Raw genomic sequence first — 20222 nt, forward strand, 5'->3', positions numbered from 1 at the left:
CGCTTTCGTTGTTTTTTAGCACCTGTACCCCAGCTTGTACCCCACCGTTCCCATTCAATGGAGAAAGCGCATGGAGACTGGCTTCAACCGCGTCGATTAGATTCCGCCCCAGGCCACCAGTTACAATTAGCCCAACCGTTTTCGGTTGGGTTTTTTGTTGCCTGAAGCGCCAGTGTTGGCGCGGTTCCGCCGATTTGTCTCGCGCGCGGTGGGTGCGTTCCAGTGCCCATTTCCGCCCTCTCCAGCCTCTCTGGGCTCTTCCCCATTATCGGGGGATCAGCACATTCTTCAAACTCGGTTAATCACACCATTCCAACCGCATTGAGCCAAGACTCTTAATCGGTAATTCTCAAAATTCCTAAAGCCATACGCTCGGCGCGAGAGCATCTCCATCTTCGTGTGGAACCCTTCGGTGATCCCGTTAGACTTGGTGAACCGCCACATGCGTACGATGGGTTCGAGCCATGATCTTAACGTAGCGGCCAGCGCCTTGGCCGGACTTTGTTCAAACTGGCAGATCAAGGCCAGAAACTTGGGCAGCAACTGCTTGGCCCGCTTGGCCTTCAGGCTCTTCAACACCAGAAATCCGTTCAGCTGCTGCCTGGCAAAATATAGCGCCTGCAATACCGGCATTTGGGCCAGGTATTGACGCAGGCGCTCTTTCTGCACCGATGATAGCTTCCAGTGATGCCGACGCATCAAGCTGATCAAGCCTCGATTCCTGCGCCCCTCAGGATCGTGCTGCTGCCATAACTTCATGAAATGCTGATTGACCAGGCGAATACCTTTGCGGCGTATCTCGGCGCCGTTGCCGAAGGGGCATTGAGTGGCTGGGCCGGCGGCTTGGCACTGCTGGGCATGATTTTTTTGCCTGGACTGCTGGTGCTGGTCGCTGCCTTGCCTTTCTGGGAAATGCTGCGTCACCGTCCTGGTATCCGCACGGCAATGGCGGGCATTAATGCCGGCGTCGTCGGCATCCTTCTGTCAGCCCTCTATGACCCAATATGGACAAGCGCTATTCATAGCAAAGAGGATTTTGGATTAGTACTTGCCTTATTCGGCCTATTGACGGTAGGACGCGCACCTCCGGCACTTGTTGTGCTGCTGGCCGGGTTGGCCGGATGGATCATGGCAGCCTAAAAACACTGTATCCGTATCGGCTGCGATGACAAACCCGGTTTGGCACCTTCGTCAATCAAAGACGTCGTAAAGAATGTCAGCGACAACCGCCGTGGCCACAGAGATCAGAATCAAATCCGTGCCGGCGACACGCCATTCGTAACCAGGGTGTCGCGGCAGGCGACCCAACAACGAACCAGGCACCATTTTCTTGGCAATCCCGGGAGGCAGGGGTTTACCCCGTGCCAGATTTTCTCGTATGCCGGGCGGTAACGTGGAGTAGCCTCCCAAGCCGAAATCCAGCGCATACTCCCGCGCCAAGGCGGCGGTAATACCGGCATACACCAGATCGCCCAGCAAATCGTCACCACGCAAATGGCCGTGGCGATCCCTGTGATCATCAAAATAGTCGTAATAGCGGCCACGATCATCGTAACGGCGATCAGTATCGTAGCTGTACTTATCCGCTCCTCCCTTGCCTGGGTTGCCCGCGCCGGCATTGTCGTTGCCTGAATTTCCCTTGTTGGGATGACCTGACGCATGCTGGTTGCCCTTGCCGCCATTGCCTTTGCCGGGATTGCTGGCGTTGTTGCCTTGGCCCTTGCCTTCAGGAGGCGCCGCTTGGGCGCTTAAAGCCAATGAACAGGCTGCAATTAAAGACGCGACGATCACTCTATCCAATTTCATTATTCGTCCTTCCATCAACAGGATGGAGCAAGCATACCGCCAACCTTATTTCAAAAATAACCCATCCTGTATCAGGATGTATCGCCCGCAGTGAGGGGGGGGTAGAACGTGGATTAATACCTGTTTCAAGGATGTCACAATGGCACGAAGCAAGAGGACAGAAGGCACTGCGCATGTTGGCGGTAGCCCACTATGGTCGATTACTGACCAAGCGGTACGCTATGGAATGATTGGCAAGTGAAGCCCACCGGCTCGCCTTCGACGTCCGATGTAATCACCGTTATGCCGGACGCGTAGTGCCCGAGCGCTTCGCGAAAGCGCAAAGGCTCGATGGCAGTACTGGAAAATGACATATGGCAGGGCCTGCAGTCCGCTTCAGAATCAGTTTGAAATTTCTCTGCGGACGATTTCCGCACCGGCACTCAATGCACTCAGCTTGGCTCTTGCAACGTCACGAGACAAGGGAGCCATGCCGCAGTTGGTGCACGGATAGAGCTTGTCAGCATCCACAAACTGAAGTGCTTTGCGCAGCGTATTGGCGACTTCCTCGGGTTTTTCAATGGTATTGGTTGCCACGTCAATGGCCCCCACCATCACTTTTTTACCCCGAATCAGTTCGATCAGATCCATGGGAACGTGAGAGTTATGACACTCCAGCGAAACAATATCGATATTGGATTTTTGCAGCTTGGGAAAGGCCTCTTCATATTGCCGCCACTCTGAACCCAGCGTTTTTTTCCAATCCGTATTGGCTTTGATGCCATAGCCATAGCAGATATGGACAGCCGTTTCACACTTCAGACCTTCAATCGCTTTTTCCAGCGTCGCCACGCCCCAATCATTTACGTCATCAAAGAAAACGTTGAATGCCGGCTCATCAAACTGGATGATATCGACGCCGGCAGCCTCCAACTCCTTGGCTTCCTGATTGAGGATTTTGGCAAATTCCCAAGCCAGCTTCTCACGGCTTTTGTAATGGGCATCATAAAGCGTGTCGATCATGGTCATGGGGCCTGGCAGTGCCCATTTGATCGGCTGTTTGGTCTGCTCGCGCAAAAACCTGGCATCATCGACAAACACAGCCTTTCGGCGGGCGACAGCGCCCACGACCGTCGGTACGTTCGCATCGTAGCGATTACGAATCCTGACCGTTTTACGATTTTCAAAATCAACACCGTCCAGGTGCTCAATAAACGTCGTCACAAAATGCTGGCGCGTTTGCTCGCCATCACTGACGATATCTATGCCTGCATGTTGCTGTTCTTGCAGTGACAGGCGCAACGCATCTTGCTTGCCCTCGTTCAATCCCTCATCTTGCAATTTCCAGGGCGACCAAAGTTTTTCGGGCTCTGCCAGCCAGGAAGGTTTTGGCAAGCTGCCGGCAGTCGAAGTGGGTAACAGTTTTTTCATAATAAGTAACCTGAATTTCTGGTTGTTCAAAGAGCGTAGTTGGCGGACCAGTTCTCAAGAATTGCTCGGTACGGCTTGATAAAGTGCTCTTCAACAAACCTGCCCTGCTCAATAGCCAGTCGGCTACGTTCTTCTCGATCGTAAACAATACGTGTTAATGAGTAATCCTGATGCTTCAAACTTGGCTGATAGGATTTCCCGGCCGCAGAGTTAGCGTTGTAGATCTCGGGCCGATAAATTTTCTGAAAGGTATCCATCGTGCTGATGGTGCTGATCAGTTCAAGGTTCGTGTAATCACGCAGCAAATCACCAGAGAAATAAAATGCCAGAGGTGCGGCACTATTCGCGGGCATGAAATAGCGAACATTCAACCCCATCTTCTTGAAATACTCGTCTGTCAGGGAATATTCATCCTGCTGGTATTCCACACCCAATACGGCATGCTGATTATCCGTCCGATGATAGGTCTTGCTGCTCGACACACTAAGACATATCACGGGCGGTTTGGTGAAGTTCTCTTTGTAAGTATTTGAATTCACGAAGCACTTGAACAGTTTGCCATGCAGATCGCCAAAGCCATCTGGAGTGCTGAATCGTGGCTGATTTTTGCTGTGTTCCAGCAGCAGCACACTGAAATCGTAATCTCGCACGTAAGAAGAAAAATTGTTTCCTACGATGCCTTCAATGCGTTCATTGGCTTTTCGATCCAAAATGCTCGTCTTCAGCATCTCAATCAAGGGCAGAGCATGGCTATCGCCCTCACCGTTAATACGCATTTCAACGGAGACGATGTCAAGATTGACGGCATAGCGGTCGCCTTTCGGATTATCCCAATGCGCCAGGGCATTGAAACGATTGTCTATCATCCTCAAGGTGTTGCGCAGATTCTCCTGACGACTCTCGCCTCTCGCCAAATTGGCAAAATTGGTTGTGATCCGCGTGGTGTCTGAAGGACGATAATCCTCGTCGAAACATATGCTTTTAATAGCAAATGTGAACTCTTTACTCATTGTGATCTGCTGCCTTAATTTCCGATAAGCCCTGCGCCGATTTTCTGCTTGCTCAACGCCACCCCATCTTCTGTTTTTATGGGGCAGCCTTGACATCGACAATGTTCAAGGCAAATTTTATGCTGATCAACACATGAATAAAAGTGATTTTATCTAATCAACCAATTAGATTAATTCATGGAATAGGTGCCTTCACCGCACCGGGCACGGGGCATCAAACCACGGCAGGCCTTTTCGCCTGCTCGATGAACGCCCGCAGGTAATCGATCCCCACATCCGCCTCGCGAGCCCCCAGATAGATATGTTTGGCGATGCCCTTCTTGCCCAGCCGCACCGGCACCACATCCATCATGCCCGCATATTCCAGCACCAGCCAGCGAGGCAACGCCGCCACCCCACGGCCGCTGGCGACCATTTGCAGCATGATGTCCGTGGTCTCGATAGCTTTGTGGCGCTTGGGCGTAATACCGGCCGGCGTCAGAAACATGCTGTAGATATCGAGCCGATCGACGGGAACCGGATAAGTCACCAGCACTTCGTTGGCAAGCTGTTTGGGGCTAACGTATTCCTCCGTGGCCAGCTTGTGATTGCCAGGGACAACCAGGACTTGTTCATAGTCGAATACAGGCTCGAACACCAAGCCAGGCTTATTCAGTGGATCGGGCGTAACCAGCAAATCGATCTCGTAGCCGAAGAGCGCCCCGATACCCCCGAACTGGAACTTCTGCTTCACGTCCACATCCACATCCGGCCAGGCTGCCAGATACGGGGAGACGATCTTCAACAGCCACTGGTAGCAGGGATGGCATTCCATGCCGATGCGCAGCGTGCCGCGCTCTCCCTGAGCGAACTGACGCAGGCGTTCTTCAGCCAAGGTCAGTTGAGGCAGCACCCGGTTAGCCACCGCCAACAGGTATTGACCCGCTTGCGTGAGTCTCAGGCTGCGCCCTTCACGTAGCCAGATATCGGTGCCCAGTTGCTGCTCCAGCTTCTTCATGGTGTGGCTTAACGCCGATTGCGTCACGTGCAAGACGCCTGCCGCCGCGGTCAGCGAACCTTGCTTGTCGACCTCTCGCACGATGGATAAATGGGTACGATCCAGCATATCAATGATCAAAATTCATGGTTTGTTGAAACAAAACCATTTTACTTCATCATTCTGCAAACATACGATTCGCCAATACAAGAATTTTTGAGAGCACATGACCATCACCACCATCCACAACCTCGGCTTTCCGCGCATCGGCGCCGACGCGCACGTCAGTTGCTGCGGTGGCGTGGCCGCCGGTGAAATGACCAAGTGGTTTGACACCAACTACCACTACATCGTCCCCGAGTTCACCGCTTCGACCGAATTCAAACTTGACGCCACCCGCCTGCTGGAGCAACTGGCCGAAGCCAAAGCCCTGGGGGTGAAGGCCAAGCCGGTGATCGTCGGTCCGGTGACCTACCTGGCGCTGGGCAAGGCCAAGGACGAGTCCGACAAGCTGGCGCTGCTGGGCCGCATTTTGCCGGTCTACAAGCAATTGTTGAATAGCTGTTCGCGAAGATCAGCGATAACGCGTGACATATAAGCTGTGCGTCTCCAAATGACTTGAAGGTTATGGCTCCATTCAACACCCTCGACCTGCAAAGACGTTAACCCGTGCCCAGAGAGCGGAGCAAGAATGTCCTCCGACATTGCTGTGACTAGGTCACTATTCCTGATTAGCCCTGAAAAATAAACAGGTGAGGCATCAACTTCCAGCTGCACATCGGGGGCGGATAGCCCTGCATTTGTAAAAAGATGATCGATCCATTGGCGGGTGCTGACTTGTGAGACCGGTAGCAACCATTTGCACTTGTAGTAGTCGCGACTTGGTCTGACAGTCACCCGGTTTGATCCGTACGATTGTCAGATCAAATTCAATTATTTAATGTGGTTATTTTATCGCGCCACGCCTCCTTGCCATCCGTTAATGTTTGCATCGGGGTTCGCCCACAGCACATCTTGCTTTGATGCGTGCGCTCCTCGTTGTAATACCGTAGCCAATCATCCAGATCCGTTTGCAGCTCTTCAATAGAGCGGTAGATTTTCCGCCTGAAGGCGACTTGATAGAACTCCTGCAGGATCGTCTTATGGAACCGCTCGCAGATGCCATTGGTTTGCGGGTGGCGCACCTTCGTTTTGGTGTGCTCGATGTCATTCAAGGCCAGATACAACTGATAGTCGTGCGTCTCGGGACGACCGCAATACTCTGTACCCCGGTCGGTCAGAATACGCAGCACGCCCATGCCTTGCTCCTCGAAGAAGGGCAAGACCCGGTCATTGAGCAAGTCGGCCGCGGTAATCGGCGTCTTGGTGGTATACAGCTTGGCCGTGGCCCACTTAGCGTACGTGTCCACAAAGGTCTGTTGGTAAAATACGGCCAACGCCTTTAATGGTACCCACGTAAAACGTATCCTGGCTGCCCAGGTAGCCAGGGTGCTCGGTCTCGATTTCTCCGTAGACAATATCGTCTTCCTGCTTCTTTTCCAGGGCAACAACTTGTGCTTCGGTGAGTACCTCGCCGGTTTGTGCCACGTGGCGCTCCAACGCCCTCAGACGCTTCTTGAACGACTCCAGATCCCGACGAAGCCACACCGAACGCACGCCGGAAGGAAAAATAAAGATGCCGCGTTTGCGCAGCTCATTGGAGACACACACTTGGCCGAACGCCGGTTGCTCTAAAGCAAATAAGGCTATGGCGGCTTCTGTCGCCTCGTCGACACGATTACGTAAGTTCGGCTTTTTCCGGTTGGCGTCGAGTAACGCCTCGACACCACCGGCTTGCATGGCCGATTGATAACGGTAAAAGGTATCTCTGGAAAAGCCCATTACCTTGCAGGCACGCAACACATTGCCTAGCTCTGTCGCTAGATTCAGCAGGCCCACCTTGTGTTTGATGACATTCTGAGGAACACTATTCATGAGGTTACTCCTTGGCGCTTTCGCGCTGGTTGATAAAGATTCGCACCTCTATCAAACCGGGTAACCTCACCTTTGGCAAGGTCCTACTGTCAGATCAAATCGAAACTACTTCAGTTAAGGGCGTATTACTCATGTAAGCGTTTTTTGCTTAGGCATTACGTATGTTTTTGGAAGGGGCAGAGAAGATAACGTCGTTGCCATACTACGATGTTTGAAAAATAGCTCGTTTACGGGAAACAGCAAGTTTACGGCTTGGCTGTCAAACCAGGCCGTGTGTGCCATCTTTAAATTATGTCGCTCAAAGAGCTGCTTCCATCTTAGGTTTGATGGTAGATTTGCGCTCCCTTCTTGACGAATTCGATGGCTTTTTCCTGCATGCCTTGGTGCAGCGCTTCGTTCTCTTGCAAGCCTTTCTGCTTGGCGTAGTTACGGACGTCTTGTGTGATTTTCATGCTGCAAAAATGCGGTCCGCACATCGAACAAAAATGAGCGACTTTCATTGAGTCTTTGGGCAGGGTCTCGTCGTGAAAGTCTTTGGCCGTGTCGGGGTCAAGACCCAGATTGAACTGATCGTCCCAGCGAAACTCAAAACGAGCCTTGGACAAGGCATTGTCCCGTATGGCGGCGCCTGGGTGCCCTTTGGCTAGATCTGCAGCATGTGCGGCGATTTTGTAGGTGATGATGCCGTCCTTGACATCTTTTTTATTTGGCAGCCCCAAGTGCTCTTTGGGCGTGACATAGCAGAGCATGGCAGTACCGTACCAACCGATCAGGGCTGCGCCTATGCCCGACGTGATATGGTCGTAACCTGGTGCAATATCAGTAGTCAAGGGCCCCAGAGTATAGAAGGGCGCTTCATGGCAGTGCTTCAGTTGCATGTCCATGTTTTCCTTGATCAGGTGCATGGGTACGTGGCCAGGCCCCTCGACCATGACTTGCACATCGTGTTTCCACGCGACTTGGGTCAGTTCGCCCAGCGTTTTCAATTCGGCAAATTGTGCTTCGTCATTGGCATCGTAGCCTGAGCCGGGACGCAGGCCGTCTCCAAGGGAAAAGCTCACGTCATAGGCCTTCATGATTTCGCAAATATCTTCGAAGCGCTCATAAATGAAGCTTTCTTTATGGTGAGCCAGACACCACTTTGCCATAATCGATCCGCCGCGTGACACAATACCTGTCATGCGCTTGGCTGTCAGGGGAATGAAGGGCAGCCGAACGCCCGCATGGATCGTAAAGTAATCGACGCCTTGCTCGGCTTGCTCTATCAGTGTATCGCGGAATATTTCCCAAGTCAGGTCTTCGGCTTTACCGTCTACTTTTTCTAGTGCCTGATAAATGGGTACGGAACCGATCGGCACTGGCGAGTTGCGTATGATCCATTCGCGGGTTTCATGGATGTTCTTGCCGGTCGACAGATCCATCACGGTGTCGCCTCCCCAGCGTATCGCCCACGTCATTTTTTCGACTTCGTCACTGATGTTGGAACTGAGCGCCGAATTTCCTATGTTGGCATTGATTTTGACCAGAAAATTCCTACCTATGATCATAGGCTCGCTTTCGGGGTGATTGATATTGGCTGGAATGATGGCCCGGCCCCTCGCGACTTCCTGGCGTACAAATTCTGGTGTGATCGCGTCTGGGATGGCGGCTCCAAACGACTGGCCCGCGTGCTGACGCAGTAAACGCTCGACCAGCTTCTCACCATCCGGACCGCTGGCGCGCAGCATTTCCATATAGCGTTCGCGTTGCAGACTCTCGCGGATGGCGACGAACTCCATCTCGGGAGTAATAATGCCGCGACGTGCGTAATGCATTTGCGTCACATTTTTCCCGGTTACGGCGCGACGCGGTTTGCGATTCAATCCGAACCGCAGAGAACTGAGCTTTACGTCCTGCAGGCGTGCTCGTCCGTATTCGCTGCTAGCGCCGTTCAGTTGTTCGGTGTCCTTGCGCTCTTCTATCCAGGCGCTACGCAATGCGTCCAGACCTTTGCGGATGTCGATCTGGATCGAAGGGTCGGTGTAGGGGCCACTTGTGTCGTAAAGGGTAAGTGGAGGGTTTTTTTCACCGCCGAACATGGTTGGCGTATCGTCTTGCGAGACTTCCCGGAATGGTACGCGGATATCCGGTCGCGAGCCTTGCTGATAAACCTTGTTTGATTGGGGAAGGGGGGAGATGGCCGCTGCGTCGACTTCGGCGCTGGCTGCTGAAAAGATGAGGTTAGTGTCCAAGACATGCTCCAAAAGTTAACAATGGAGCCGATAGGGGATAGACTCGTTTCTATCGGTCGGCATGAGGCCAAACGATATTGACAAGCGCGCTCCCAGCATCGGCATTATCCGTACTGGTACGAAGGGACTTTCTCAACCCGCTGAAAACAGCGAGTACCCCTGCGTGCGAGCCAGTATAGGGCATAAGTTGGTGGAGCGGGTCTGCACTTTAGCCTTGCCATCCTTTGCGTTTCGTCCTGGGAGTGGAAAGCCAGCTCGACTTGGCCCCGAAGGAGGCTACAAAAACTGGATGCGATACCAATCGCTTTATCTGCCATATAATGCGCTTCATGTTCGCCCTTTAAGCCCCCTTAGCGTAAAGGCATGGCGTCTGGCAGTTTTGTTGTGCTTGACCGTCATATCGTTTCTGTCTTGGTCGGTTATTTCCACGTGCTACATGCCGATTCTCTCCGGCGAACGTGACGGTAAGCTGGCGATCACCTTTTGCACCGTAGGCGGCGGTGCCAGCACGTTGCAGCTGGATTTGGCTGGTCAGACGAAACATCTTCGCCTGACGAACATGCGAGTAGCCAGGAGTATTCCTTTGGTTTAATAGTGTTTCAGGCAGTAGTGCCGAGCCAGGATGCCGCTGTCCTGGTGAGAATGATCTCGCACAGTCCTGTGGTGCTCTTACATCGTAACTAGACACTGCCGCTACCTGCTTTGGGCCTGCCGCTAGGCTCTCGCGGCCCCTTCAAGCCCCGGTTGATTTTCATGCGTGGTCGTTCTTGTATCGACCTCTTTTTGACGATACTCATTCCGAGGTTTTTCATGTCCATTTTCCAGGTTCGCACCAGCGGCGCCGCTGCAGTGGCAGCGATCCTCTTTGCACTGTCGGCGTTTTCGCACGTCTCGCTTCAAACCAAGCAAGCTCCGATAGAAAGCAGTTATAAGGTCGTTTTCGGCGTACCGCATGACCGATTCTGGGCGGGTTCCAGGATGGTGGCGTAATGGTTCACTATTGGACTGCACAGCTTGAAATTGGCTACGCCGTTCGCCATATAGTTTGCCCCGCGCTCCAGCAGCTCCATGTTAGCGCCGGTGTAATACTGACCCACCGGGGGTGCGGTTGACTACCGACTGCCGGCCCCGGACAAAAAATGATTGGCCGGCCCACAGAACCACCGGTATCGATAACACCAGTTCAATCCAAGTTTGGGCTGTCATGCTGAACCAGCCCAACTGGTGACCGAACATAGCCAAGACGGTGACAATAACGGTGAATGGCAATGTGCATCCTTGGCGCATTACATTTTTGTAATGTACCTGGACCCGTAATGGTTATGCACTAGAGCGGAGCTTTCGTGTTCGTGCTAGCGGACCTAGTTATTAAAACCACGTCCATTTAGATCGCCCATAGGGCGATAGGGGCGCTCGCCGCGCGGGCCAGCATTCGCAATCAGTGCATATCGGGCTGTCTGTTTCCATTGCCATGAGTGCGCCGCCCCAAACACCGACTGTACCGCCATCCGTGTCCGCTGCCCTGGCTTTCGCGGCATAAACGGCGTCCTCCCCGCCAGGCGGGTCCCCTCCATATATTCCACGGTCCTGTTCATCAGCCCCGGCCAGCGGTTCAGCACGGCAAGGCGACGAACTCACGGCAACGGCGGCAACACCGCAGGAACCGTATTACTGCGAACGCCGAAAACCTACGACCAGGCTCGGAATCTTCGGCCCCGGTCAGCAGGAAAACCAACCGGCTTTTGAAGGATAGGACTATGGAACTGACGGACACACTATTCTTATCGGCAGTGCAACACCACTTGTCCTGTCACCACTCACAAACAAGGTAGATTACACACTGGCTGACTTTAAGCTCATCGGTACATTCGCCTGCCCTCCCCTGTGGTTGATAGTGAAAAACGACGCAAAATGGAAGACTCTTGAGGACTTCGTGCAGGACGCCAAGAAGAATGCGGATGAGATAAGTGTTGGAACGTACGGCAGCCTGTCGGCAGCAGACTTCCTTGTTCAAAGCTTCAGCAAAGAAGCGAATATCAAGGTAATCAATACACCTTTCAAATCGACTCCGGACGCACTTACTAATGTCTTGGGCGGGCATGTGGACGCCGCATTGGTGTCGGGTGGAGGCGGCTTGCTGGGTGGTGGGAAACTGCGGATTCTGGCAGTTGGTCAAGAATCACGCCTGAAGTCGTATCCGGATGTGCCCACTTTCACAGAAGCAGGCTATCCAATTTCTGTGGAATTCTGCTATACGTTCGCTGTTCACAAAGATACCCCCAAGGCAGTTGTTGACCGCTTGTATCAAGCACAGAAAGCCGCGATGGAAAACGATCCGGAGAACATTGAGCGTGTTTTTCAGAATGCCGATATGGAGGCACGTCTCGGTACGCCGGAAGAAACTATGGCGCTATATAAAGAAAATCATGCTCTCTTCTCAAGGCTGGTCGATGAAATGCGCGCGCCCGGCAAGTAGATAAATGGACGATTCATCAAACACTCGAACTAACTGAAAGCGCAGATCGTGCTTGGCAACGCCCGTAGCAGTAGCGACCGCGACTGAAATCGCGCCAGATGCTAGAATACGCCGGTCATTGGGGAGTAGCCTCTCTTCGTCACGAAGAGGCTTACGTCAACATACTTGACCAGCAGGTCATGGCGTAAGCGGTTCCCGAGCTTGGCAAGACCTTTGACCACTACGCTTCCGTATATGGCCGGGGATGCGTGGTGGTCAATCGTCTGTAGACCGGTCTGGAAATTCTTATGGAAGCCCTCCTCGTCTCCACCGGAGTCGTTGCTCTCGCTGAAGTCGGCGACAAAACCCAGCTCCTCGCCTTCATTCTTGCCGCTCGTTTCAAGAAGCCTGTACCGATTATTCTCGGTATCTTGGCGGCCACCATCGTCAATCACGGTCTAGCGGGTGCCTTGGGCGCCTGGATTACTTCAGCGGTCAGTCCGGAAATCTTGCGCTGGGTGTTGGGGCTCTCCTTCATTGGCATGGCCATCTGGACGATGATCCCGGACAAGATTGAAGAGGAAGAAACTCAAGTCGCCAGGAAATTTGGCGTCTTCGGCGCAACGCTGATTACCTTCTTCCTTGCCGAGATGGGTGACAAGACCCAGATCGCTACGGTCGCGATGGCCGCGCACTATGCTGTACCGCTCATGGTGGTCATCGGTACCACGCTCGGGATGCTGATTGCAGACGTACCCGCTGTTTTCGTTGGTGACAAGCTTGCCAACAAAATTCCGATGAAACTGGTTCATTCAATTGCCGCTGCAATCTTTGCGCTGCTCGGCATAGCCACCCTACTCGGGGCCGGCTCGAGACTCGGGTTCTAGAGCCACACACAAAAATGTCGACATAGCCAGGCTACCCACGCTGCCCCCGACACTACCGGATCGGCACTTTCCTTTCCTCGGGGCCGTCGTACTGCCAGATATATTCCCTGGGAATAGGCCCTTTATTGCGGCCGCCTTGCTGAGTTTGCTCCCAGGCATGGGACAAGATCCCTACTGAGCGCGACAAACAGAACAAACCGCGCGCCAAAGGCGCCGGGAACCCCAGTTCGGCATAAATGACGGCAGTCGCACCGTCGATATTCATCGGAATCCGCTTGCCTGCCTTCCTGCAGGCAAGCTCGTCTTCAACCGCCCGCCCTATAGTTGCGAACCGGCCGCCAACTACGCCCCTGGAGGCTGCTTCATCCACGAGTTCGAGCAGTCGGGGCGCTCTCGGGTCTATCGGATGAAAGCGGTGGCCGAACCCTGAAACAAACTTGCCATATTTATCTATCGCAGCGTCCAGACCCGCTTGCGTCGCCTTAACCAGTTCAATTCCGGCATCCATTTGCCGCGCGATGTCGATATACAGCTCAACGGCCTGTTCGCCTGCGCCGCCATGCACATCTCCCAGGACATTCACTGCCGACGCCATCGCACTGTTCAGGCCGACACCGCAAGTGGCGGCCATGCGGGCAATGGCGATACTGGGTGCCTGCGGACCATGATCAACGGCAGCCATGAGCGCCGCATCAAGCAAGCGTGCCTGTTCATCGGATGGCAGCTCACCCCGCGTCATCAGCCAAATCATCTGGGCAAAACTGATGTTGCCGATGAGATCCTGAATCGGGTAGCCTCGATACCTGATGCTGCCCGGCTCCATATCAATAATGGAAGTACGCCACCAATCCTTTACACCCCGGCGCACCTGTTCGGCTTCGTTGGAAGTAACACTCATACAACCTCCTGCTGCTTAAAGCGCAAGATTTCATCTGCGCTGTATCCCAATTCCGCCAGTATGGTTTCCGTATGTTCGCCTAAGCGCGGCGGGGGTGCATCCACCGAAGGCGCTGCGCCATTCAGCTTGAAGCCGGTTCGCACCACTCGTATGTTGCGCCCTACCCCAGGCACATCTTCAAAAGAGGCGAGCATGCCACGGTTGGCAATCTGTGGATGGCTCAAAGCCTGAGGTACGGTATAAACAGGGCCGGCAGGCACGCCTTCCGCGCTTAGCAGCTCCCACCACTGCTCAGTGGTTTTCGCATTCATTGCCTGCTCCATCAGGTCTTTAAGTTCCTGTCTGTTCTGCAACCGTGCCTGACGATCCGCGAAACGGGCATCGCTAATCCACTCGGCGCGCTCGAGAATACGAGCTACTTTCTCGAAGTGCTCCTGCTTGTTGGCGGCAATATTGATCAGGCCGTCACCCGTCTTGAATGCGCCTGAAGGGCTAGCCGTCATATTGTCATTGCCCAGCGGGTGCGGCTCGCGCCCGGCAACCAGATAATTGGATACTACCCAGCCCATCGTGGCCATGGCTGCCTCAAGCATGGACACATCGATGAACACTCCCTCGGTCCGGTTTCTATCAGCCAGCGAAGAGGCGATCGCAAAAGCGGCCGTGATGCCCCCCACCGTATCGGCAACCGGATAACCCACACGCAAGGGCGCCGATTCGCTGTCACCCGTAATGCTCATGATTCCGGACATGCCTTGAATGATCTGGTCGTAGGCAGGCAGGTCACGCAAATCACCCGTCTGCCCGAACCCGGAGATAGCGCAATAGATCAGCTTCGGATTTTCTTCAAGCAATGCGTCGCAGCCCAGACCCAGCCGCTTCATAACGCCAGGACGAAAATTTTCCACCAGAACATCTGCGGTGCTTACCAGCCTGCGCAGTACGGCCTTGCCGTCGTCATGCTTCAGATCCAGTGTAATGGAGCGTTTGCCCGGGTTTTGCGCCAGAAACGACACACCCATATTGTTGCGATTCAGTTCCGGATCAGCGCCCAGTTGCCGGGCCAGATCGCCGCTCAGGCGCGTCTCCACCTTGATGACATCGGCACCCATATGGGCAAGCTGATGGCAACAAAACGGGCCGGCCAGAACGTTGGTCAGATCCAGTACACGGATCCCTTTCAAAGGTTGCGTTGTCATGTGAATGTGCTTTTACTCAGCCTGAATGCCGGCGTTGCGAATAACTTCAGCCCAAAGCTGCGTATTAATTTTCCGGCATTTTAGTGCGTCCTGAGCCAGATACGCTCCGCGAGTGATCTGGCCAGAAAGTCGATCGCACATCGCACGCGTGTCATGCCAACCGCTGACCCGGCCCCATTACTTAATCAAAGACGTCGTAAAGAATATCGGCGACAACCGCCGTGGCTACAGAGATCAGAATCAAGTCGGTACCCGAATTCCCCTTTCCAGGATTGCCGGATGCGTGCGGGTTGCCCTTGCCGCCGTTGCGGGACTTGCCGGGAGAACTTGCGCCATTACCTTGGCCCTTACCTTCGGGTGGTGCTGCGTGCGCGGTCAGAACCAATGAACATGCAGCAATACAAGACGCGACTATCGCTCTATTCAGCTTCATCTTTCATCCGGCTACTTGCTTTGCCGCACAGTCACCTCTTTCTGTGCTTGCAGCACTTTAGGTGGCCAGGTGCTCTTGATATATGCAAGCACCGAGATAATTTCTTCGTCGGTCAGTATCTCACGATACGCGGGCATATCGCTTTCGTATCCCGCCGGGGCCGTCTTGCCTGGAACCAGGCCATTCTTGACCATATCAAACAGCATGGCATCCGGGTGGTGCCAGGTGTGGCCAGTCTTGTCATGCGGAGGCGCAGGCAGTCTGTCATTAGGCTGACGCTCCCGCCAGTTCGGCTGGCCTTGCAACGACGCACCATGGCAGGCCGCGCAATAGTTTGCATAGATGGCTTTACCCACCACCACCCGTTGCTTATCAGACGGATCGATGAATGCAGGGCCGGGATCACGCCCGACGCCATATAAAAACGCAACGGCTCCAAGCGCGACGACCCCGGCCACTCCAAAAATCAATGTCTTGTTTGCCATATCGATATGCTGCCTGACTAACCTTTATCTTTCCCGCCACACTGACGGGACCAAGTGTAATCATATTCGGTTCAGCATGCTGCATCCCCGGCATCTTTTGCATTTCGGCGGGAGAAAACCACATGGTGTCGTGTAGTGACGTGAACTGTTTCATAAATTCGTTATTTCGATTATTATCGAACTATAGTATTTAATTTATCTGAGTTGAAAACGGAATGAACACTAAAGACGCTGTGCGGGCGTTAGCCGCAATCGCCCACGAGTCGCGCCTTGAAGCTTATCGTTTGCTGGTACAAGCCGGCCCTGCCGGGCTGCATGCCGGGCGGCTGGCCGAGCTTCTTGAAGTGCCGCCGTCATCCCTGACTTTCCACCTCAAAGAACTCGTTCATTCGGGCCTGCTGACGTCTCGCCAGGAAGGCCGATTTGTCTTTTATTCGGCAGAGTTCGGCACCATGAGCTCGCTGCTGGCATACCTGACGGATAACTGCTGCGGCGGGAACCCCTGCTTGCCGGTCAGAAGTGATATCACGCCGTTCTTATAAAAAGCCTGCGAAACGTCCAGTCCTCGGTCATCAAACAGTGCCTCCATTTCCAGAATAAAGAGAATCTCCCGTGCTTGTCGCACTGCTTATCTTCCTGCTCACCATCGTGCTGGTCATCTGGCAACCCAAGGGGCTCAATATCGGCTGGAGCGCCAGCCTTGGCGCCGTGCTGGCGCTGGCTTTCGGTGCAGTCAGCTTCAGCGATATCCCCATTGTCTGGAATATTGTCTGGAACGCCACCGCCACCTTTATCGCCATCATCATTATCAGCCTGCTGCTTGATGAAGCAGGTTTCTTCGAGTGGGCTGCCCTGCATGTCGCACGTTGGGGTGGAGGCCATGGCCGCCTGCTGTTCTCGCTGATCATTCTGCTTGGTGCGGCTGTATCGGCCTTCTTCGCCAACGACGGTGCAGCGCTGATACTCACTCCCATCGTGATGGCCATGCTGCTCGCCCTCGGATTTAGTCAGGCGGCAACGCTTGCTTTCGTCATGGCGGCCGGCTTCATCGCAGATACGGCCAGTCTCCCGCTCGTCGTGTCGAACCTGGTCAACATCGTATCGGCGGACTTCTTCGACATCAGTTTTGCGCGATACGCAGCGGTGATGGCGCCCGTGAACCTGGTCTCGGTGGCGGCCACCTTGATCGTGCTATTGATCTATTTCCGCAACAGTATCCCGACCTATTACAAAGCCAGCCAACTCAAACGGCCAGCAGAGGCCATTCGCGACCACGCAACCTTTCGCGCCGGATGGTATGTGCTCGCTTTTCTGCTGGCAAGCTTCTTTGTACTGGAAGGCTTTGGCATCCCCGTCAGCGCCCTGGCCGCCACAGGCGCAGTCATTCTGCTGCTGGTGGCCGGGCGTGGCCATGTCATCAGCATACGGAAAGTGGTGCGTGAAGCCCCCTGGCCCATAGTGGTGTTCTCGCTGGGCATGTACCTGGTGGTGTACGGCTTGCGTAATGCCGGGTTGACCGACGTGATCGCCGGATGGCTCAACGCCATGGCGGATCAAGGCCTGTGGAGCGCGACACTGGGTACCGGTCTACTTACGGCCTTGCTCTCTTCCATCATGAACAATATGCCCACCGTGCTGGTGGGCGCACTGTCCATCGATGCCAGCCAGGCAACGGGCCCCATCAAGGAGGCCATGATCTACGCGAACGTCATCGGCAGCGACCTTGGCCCCAAGATTACACCCATAGGAAGCCTGGCAACGCTTTTGTGGCTGCATGTGCTGTCACGTAAAGGTGTAAAAATCACCTGGGGATACTACTTCAAGGTAGGAATCGTACTGACGCTGCCGGTATTGCTGATCACCCTGGTGGCACTGACCTTGCGATTGAGCACTTTCTGACACCGTACAGCAAGCAAGGCTTGCCATCTGATATCAACCCTTCTTGCAGGTGTTCACGCCTAGTATCGAGTACGCGGGGCAGGTTCGCACCAAGCCTGTTAACAGGGGTATGACGCCCAGCCAGCCCCACCAGCCGACCGTCCCGGTGGCGGCCAGTGCGATCAGGACAACACCAATCAAGATGCGTAATGTCCGGTCTATGGTTCCAATGTTGTATTTCATCGTGACGCTCCTTCAGTCGTAGAAATCGTGAGATATCGTCGGTTCCAGGGGGCCTTCATCAGCAGACGCGCCATACCGCAAAAACCCGTAAGGCCCGCAAACACCAGACCGGCCCCGACCAAAGCCGATATGCCAAAGAAACCTGGATGCACAGCGGCGCCCAGCACCGCACCAAGCAGAATCAGCGTGCCCGCCGCAATATGCACTTGCCGCTGCAATTCCAGAGGTCTTGATACGTCGCGTTCAACGTCAAGGCCGGCGCGTTTCCAGGCGTCCAGCCCACCTTCGAGCACATACAGGCTGTCGTCTGGGCAGCGGCCCCGCATGCAATTCGAGATAAGGGCCGCATTCAGCCGGGTGCGATTGCCCGAGCGGCAATAAAAGATCGCCCCCTGTTTGATTTCGGGCGGCATCCCGGCGGCTTCGAGCGACTCAAGCGGCAGATGCAACGAACCTGGTATGTACTGGCGGGCGCGCTCGTCTGCGCTACGCACATCGACCAGCACGGCGCCCTGCGCCGTCAGGGCCCTGGCCTGCATGGGTGTCAATGCCTTCATAGGTGAAACCTCCCAATGGTTAAGGGCAGTAGATGGACTTCAGCACCGCAATGATCTTTTCGACTTCCGGATTGGCAATACGGTAATACAGCACCTGGGACTCTCTTCGATACGAAACCAGCCCTTCTTGCCGCATGCGCGCAAGATGTTGCGACAGCGCCGACTGACTTAACCCCACACGTTCCAGGATGGTGCTTACCGACATCTCGTCATGCTGAATCAGCAGGCATAACACCAGCAGCCGATTTTCATTGCCGATGGCCTTGAGCAGACTTGCGGCCTTGCCGGCGCCTTCTTGAAGAATCTGTAGGTCTTGTTCGCTGAATTTCATTGCTCACTTCAAATTAGTTTATTCTAATTTAGCATATTCTAATATAATAAAGCTACTGGTATCTGTTTGCCGTCGAGAAAGGACATCTCATGCATCCACGCTCCCCTCACGATTCTTCCACCGATTACGACGCAAATATAAATCGCCGCCGCTTTCTGGCCCTGGCCACAGCTGGCGCCCTAAGCACCGCTCTGCCCACCCCCACGCTGGCGGCGCCTGCGGGTATCAAAACATCCGCCCGCATTGTGATCGCGGGCGCCGGGGCAGCCGGGTTGTCCGCCGCTTCTCGTTTGGCCGAGCGGCTTGATGGCGCCAGCATTACCATCATTGACGCACGCCGCCAGCATTTCTATCAACCCGGCTACACGCTTGTTGCCGCCGGGGTGAAACCGCAGCAGTATGTGGTGTCCGACACGGCAGCTTACCTGCCGCCCGGCGTGAACTGGGTCCAGGAAAGCGTTGCCGAGATCGACCCGGAAGCACGCAAGGTAGTTACCTCCGGCGGCACCACGCTGGCCTACGACTACCTCATCGTCGCCACTGGCTTGTCATTGCACTACGATGAGATCGAAGGCATGGAGCCGGGGCTGATCGGCAAAGACGGCATTGCCAGCATCTACAACGGACATGAAGCCGCCTACGCCAGCTCGCAAGCATTGCACAACTTCATCGAGCGCGGTGGCCGAGGCATCTTCACACGGCCCGGCACGGAAATGAAGTGCGCTGGCGCGCCGCTGAAATTCACCTTCATTTCCGAAGACATCGCAACGCGCCAGGGTCGGCGCGACAAACTCTCCATTGAGTACTTCTCGAACAACAAGTCACTCTTCAGCGTTCCCATCGTATCGGAAAAGGTGCGCATGCTGTTTCGGCAGCGCAATATCCCGGTCACCTACGAACGCGTGCTCACGGCCATCGACCCTGGCCGCCGCCTTGCCACATTCCGCACACCCGATGGCACCGAGGAACAGTCCTATGACTTCATCCATGTCATTCCCCCCATGCGTGCGCCTGCCGTAGTGCGTAACAGCCCCCTGCCCTGGCAAACCGGCAACTGGGCATCCGAAGGCTGGATGGAGGTCGATCGCCACACGCTGCGCCACATCCGCTATCCGGATGTCTTTGGTGTGGGCGATATCGCTGGCGTGCCCAAGGGAAAGACCGCCGCCAGCGTCAAGTGGCAGGTGCCCGTCGCGGTCGACCATCTGGTGGCCGACATCGCAGGAGCCCGCAGCGACCAGCGCTACGACGGCTATACATCGTGTCCCTTGATCACCCGCCTGGGGCGCGCGATGCTGATCGAATTCGACTACGAGAACAATCTGGTGGAATCATTCCCCGGCATGATCGCCCCGCTCGAAGAACTCTGGGTCAGCTGGGTCGTGAAGACCATGGCCCTCAAACCCACTTACATCAGTATGCTGCGCGGCCGCGCGTAAATCCGACTGG

20 protein-coding genes, 4 pseudogenes and 2 riboswitches are annotated in these 20222 nt (G+C 54.7%); of the genes and pseudogenes, 8 read left to right on the top strand and 16 right to left on the bottom strand.

Annotated features, from left to right (window positions below; genetic code table 11):
- Positions 1-288: 288 nt before the first annotated feature.
- The gene (locus tag LKR43_RS05035; RefSeq protein ID WP_227682845.1) at positions 289-759 is read right to left on the bottom strand and encodes a transposase; all 471 of its coding nucleotides are present in this window, start codon (positions 757-759) and stop codon (positions 289-291) included.
- A 24-nt stretch (positions 760-783) separates the two neighbouring features.
- Between LKR43_RS05035 and LKR43_RS05040 the strand changes: the two are divergent.
- Positions 784-1140: pseudogene (locus tag LKR43_RS05040) on the top strand (chromate transporter); the annotation flags it as partial.
- Positions 1141-1191: 51 nt separating this feature from the next.
- Here LKR43_RS05040 and LKR43_RS05045 read toward each other — a convergent pair.
- The 5 genes from LKR43_RS05045 to LKR43_RS05065 all read right to left on the bottom strand — a co-directional run bounded on the left by LKR43_RS05045 (position 1192) and on the right by LKR43_RS05065 (position 5331).
- Entirely contained in the window at positions 1192-1806 is a 615-nt protein-coding gene (locus tag LKR43_RS05045; protein ID WP_227682846.1) for an anti-virulence regulator CigR family protein, read from the bottom strand.
- Positions 1807-2006: 200 nt separating this feature from the next.
- On the bottom strand, positions 2007-2159 hold the full coding sequence (locus LKR43_RS05050) for a flavin reductase family protein (protein WP_227682847.1): 153 nt from the start codon (positions 2157-2159) through the stop codon (positions 2007-2009).
- A 28-nt stretch (positions 2160-2187) separates the two neighbouring features.
- Positions 2188-3216 carry a methionine synthase gene (locus LKR43_RS05055; protein WP_227682848.1) on the bottom strand — a complete coding sequence of 343 codons (1029 nt, stop codon included), beginning with the start codon at positions 3214-3216 and terminating at the stop codon, positions 2188-2190.
- 26 nt (positions 3217-3242) lie between these two features.
- Entirely contained in the window at positions 3243-4226 is a 984-nt protein-coding gene (locus tag LKR43_RS05060) for a DUF1852 domain-containing protein (RefSeq protein ID WP_227682849.1), read from the bottom strand.
- A gap of 214 nt (positions 4227-4440) precedes the next feature.
- Positions 4441-5331 carry a LysR family transcriptional regulator gene (locus LKR43_RS05065; protein WP_227682850.1) on the bottom strand — a complete coding sequence of 297 codons (891 nt, stop codon included), beginning with the start codon at positions 5329-5331 and terminating at the stop codon, positions 4441-4443.
- 142 nt (positions 5332-5473) lie between these two features.
- Here LKR43_RS05065 and LKR43_RS05070 point away from each other — a divergent pair.
- Positions 5474-5764: pseudogene (locus LKR43_RS05070) on the top strand (5-methyltetrahydropteroyltriglutamate--homocysteine S-methyltransferase); the annotation flags it as partial.
- On the opposite strand, the gene LKR43_RS16280 reads toward LKR43_RS05070, so the two are convergent.
- From LKR43_RS16280 to thiC, 3 genes and pseudogenes are all read right to left on the bottom strand, one after another.
- Entirely contained in the window at positions 5743-6099 is a 357-nt protein-coding gene (locus LKR43_RS16280) for a LysR substrate-binding domain-containing protein (protein WP_227682851.1), read from the bottom strand. The pseudogene LKR43_RS05070 and the gene LKR43_RS16280 sit on opposite strands and share 22 nt — an antisense overlap.
- A gap of 32 nt (positions 6100-6131) precedes the next feature.
- Positions 6132-7176: pseudogene (locus LKR43_RS05080) on the bottom strand (IS481 family transposase).
- A gap of 317 nt (positions 7177-7493) precedes the next feature.
- Positions 7494-9407 carry a phosphomethylpyrimidine synthase ThiC gene (gene thiC, locus LKR43_RS05085; protein WP_227682852.1) on the bottom strand — a complete coding sequence of 638 codons (1914 nt, stop codon included), beginning with the start codon at positions 9405-9407 and terminating at the stop codon, positions 7494-7496.
- Positions 9408-9480: 73 nt separating this feature from the next.
- Positions 9481-9578, bottom strand: a riboswitch (TPP riboswitch).
- Between the two features lie 639 nt (positions 9579-10217).
- On the opposite strand from thiC, the gene LKR43_RS05090 reads away from it, so the two are divergent.
- From LKR43_RS05090 to LKR43_RS05100, 3 genes and pseudogenes are all read left to right on the top strand, one after another.
- Positions 10218-10397: a hypothetical protein gene (locus LKR43_RS05090; RefSeq protein WP_227682854.1), complete on the top strand. Its 180-nt coding sequence runs from the start codon at positions 10218-10220 to the stop codon at positions 10395-10397.
- 784 nt (positions 10398-11181) lie between these two features.
- Positions 11182-11883 (top strand): annotated as a pseudogene (locus tag LKR43_RS05095) (tripartite tricarboxylate transporter substrate binding protein); the annotation flags it as partial.
- 108 nt (positions 11884-11991) lie between these two features.
- Positions 11992-12166: riboswitch (yybP-ykoY riboswitch) on the top strand.
- Positions 12167-12170: 4 nt separating this feature from the next.
- A complete protein-coding gene (locus LKR43_RS05100) occupies positions 12171-12749 on the top strand; it encodes a TMEM165/GDT1 family protein (protein ID WP_227682856.1) in 579 nt (192 codons plus the stop codon).
- Between the two features lie 52 nt (positions 12750-12801).
- On the opposite strand, the gene LKR43_RS05105 is transcribed toward LKR43_RS05100, so the two are convergent.
- The 4 genes from LKR43_RS05105 to LKR43_RS05120 form a co-directional block, all read right to left on the bottom strand.
- Positions 12802-13647, bottom strand: a complete 846-nt coding sequence (locus tag LKR43_RS05105; protein ID WP_227682858.1) for a citryl-CoA lyase — start codon at positions 13645-13647, stop codon at positions 12802-12804.
- Entirely contained in the window at positions 13644-14846 is a 1203-nt protein-coding gene (locus LKR43_RS05110) for a CaiB/BaiF CoA-transferase family protein (RefSeq protein WP_227682859.1), read from the bottom strand. The genes LKR43_RS05105 and LKR43_RS05110 overlap by 4 nt, the downstream gene beginning before the upstream one ends.
- A 181-nt stretch (positions 14847-15027) precedes the next feature.
- Positions 15028-15279: a hypothetical protein gene (locus LKR43_RS05115; RefSeq protein ID WP_227682860.1), complete on the bottom strand. Its 252-nt coding sequence runs from the start codon at positions 15277-15279 to the stop codon at positions 15028-15030.
- A gap of 11 nt (positions 15280-15290) precedes the next feature.
- Positions 15291-15764 (bottom strand): cytochrome c, encoded by a 474-nt coding sequence (locus LKR43_RS05120; protein WP_227682861.1) that lies wholly within the window; start codon positions 15762-15764, stop codon positions 15291-15293.
- A gap of 215 nt (positions 15765-15979) precedes the next feature.
- Between LKR43_RS05120 and LKR43_RS05125 the strand changes: the two genes are divergently transcribed.
- Complete coding sequence (locus LKR43_RS05125; RefSeq protein ID WP_227682862.1) at positions 15980-16306, top strand: helix-turn-helix transcriptional regulator; 327 nt, start codon at positions 15980-15982, stop codon at positions 16304-16306.
- Between the two features lie 70 nt (positions 16307-16376).
- Positions 16377-17663 (top strand): arsenic transporter, encoded by a 1287-nt coding sequence (locus LKR43_RS05130; RefSeq protein WP_227682863.1) that lies wholly within the window; start codon positions 16377-16379, stop codon positions 17661-17663.
- Between the two features lie 33 nt (positions 17664-17696).
- Here the strand turns inward: LKR43_RS05130 and LKR43_RS05135 are convergent, their stop codons facing one another.
- From LKR43_RS05135 to LKR43_RS05145, 3 genes are read right to left on the bottom strand one after another with little or no spacing between them, the layout of a single operon-like run.
- Positions 17697-17885 carry a DUF2892 domain-containing protein gene (locus tag LKR43_RS05135; RefSeq protein ID WP_227682864.1) on the bottom strand — a complete coding sequence of 63 codons (189 nt, stop codon included), beginning with the start codon at positions 17883-17885 and terminating at the stop codon, positions 17697-17699.
- Complete coding sequence (locus LKR43_RS05140) at positions 17882-18442, bottom strand: rhodanese family protein (protein ID WP_227682865.1); 561 nt, start codon at positions 18440-18442, stop codon at positions 17882-17884. Before LKR43_RS05140 ends, LKR43_RS05135 begins: the two co-directional genes overlap by 4 nt.
- A 19-nt stretch (positions 18443-18461) precedes the next feature.
- Positions 18462-18773: a metalloregulator ArsR/SmtB family transcription factor gene (locus LKR43_RS05145; RefSeq protein ID WP_227682867.1), complete on the bottom strand. Its 312-nt coding sequence runs from the start codon at positions 18771-18773 to the stop codon at positions 18462-18464.
- A gap of 89 nt (positions 18774-18862) precedes the next feature.
- On the opposite strand from LKR43_RS05145, the gene LKR43_RS05150 reads away from it, so the two are divergent.
- Positions 18863-20212, top strand: a complete 1350-nt coding sequence (locus LKR43_RS05150; protein ID WP_227682869.1) for an NAD(P)/FAD-dependent oxidoreductase — start codon at positions 18863-18865, stop codon at positions 20210-20212.
- Positions 20213-20222: the final 10 nt, after the last annotated feature.

Source organism: Pusillimonas sp. MFBS29 (genome assembly GCF_020687695.1).
In the GTDB taxonomy this organism is placed as follows: domain Bacteria; phylum Pseudomonadota; class Gammaproteobacteria; order Burkholderiales; family Burkholderiaceae_B; genus Pusillimonas_C.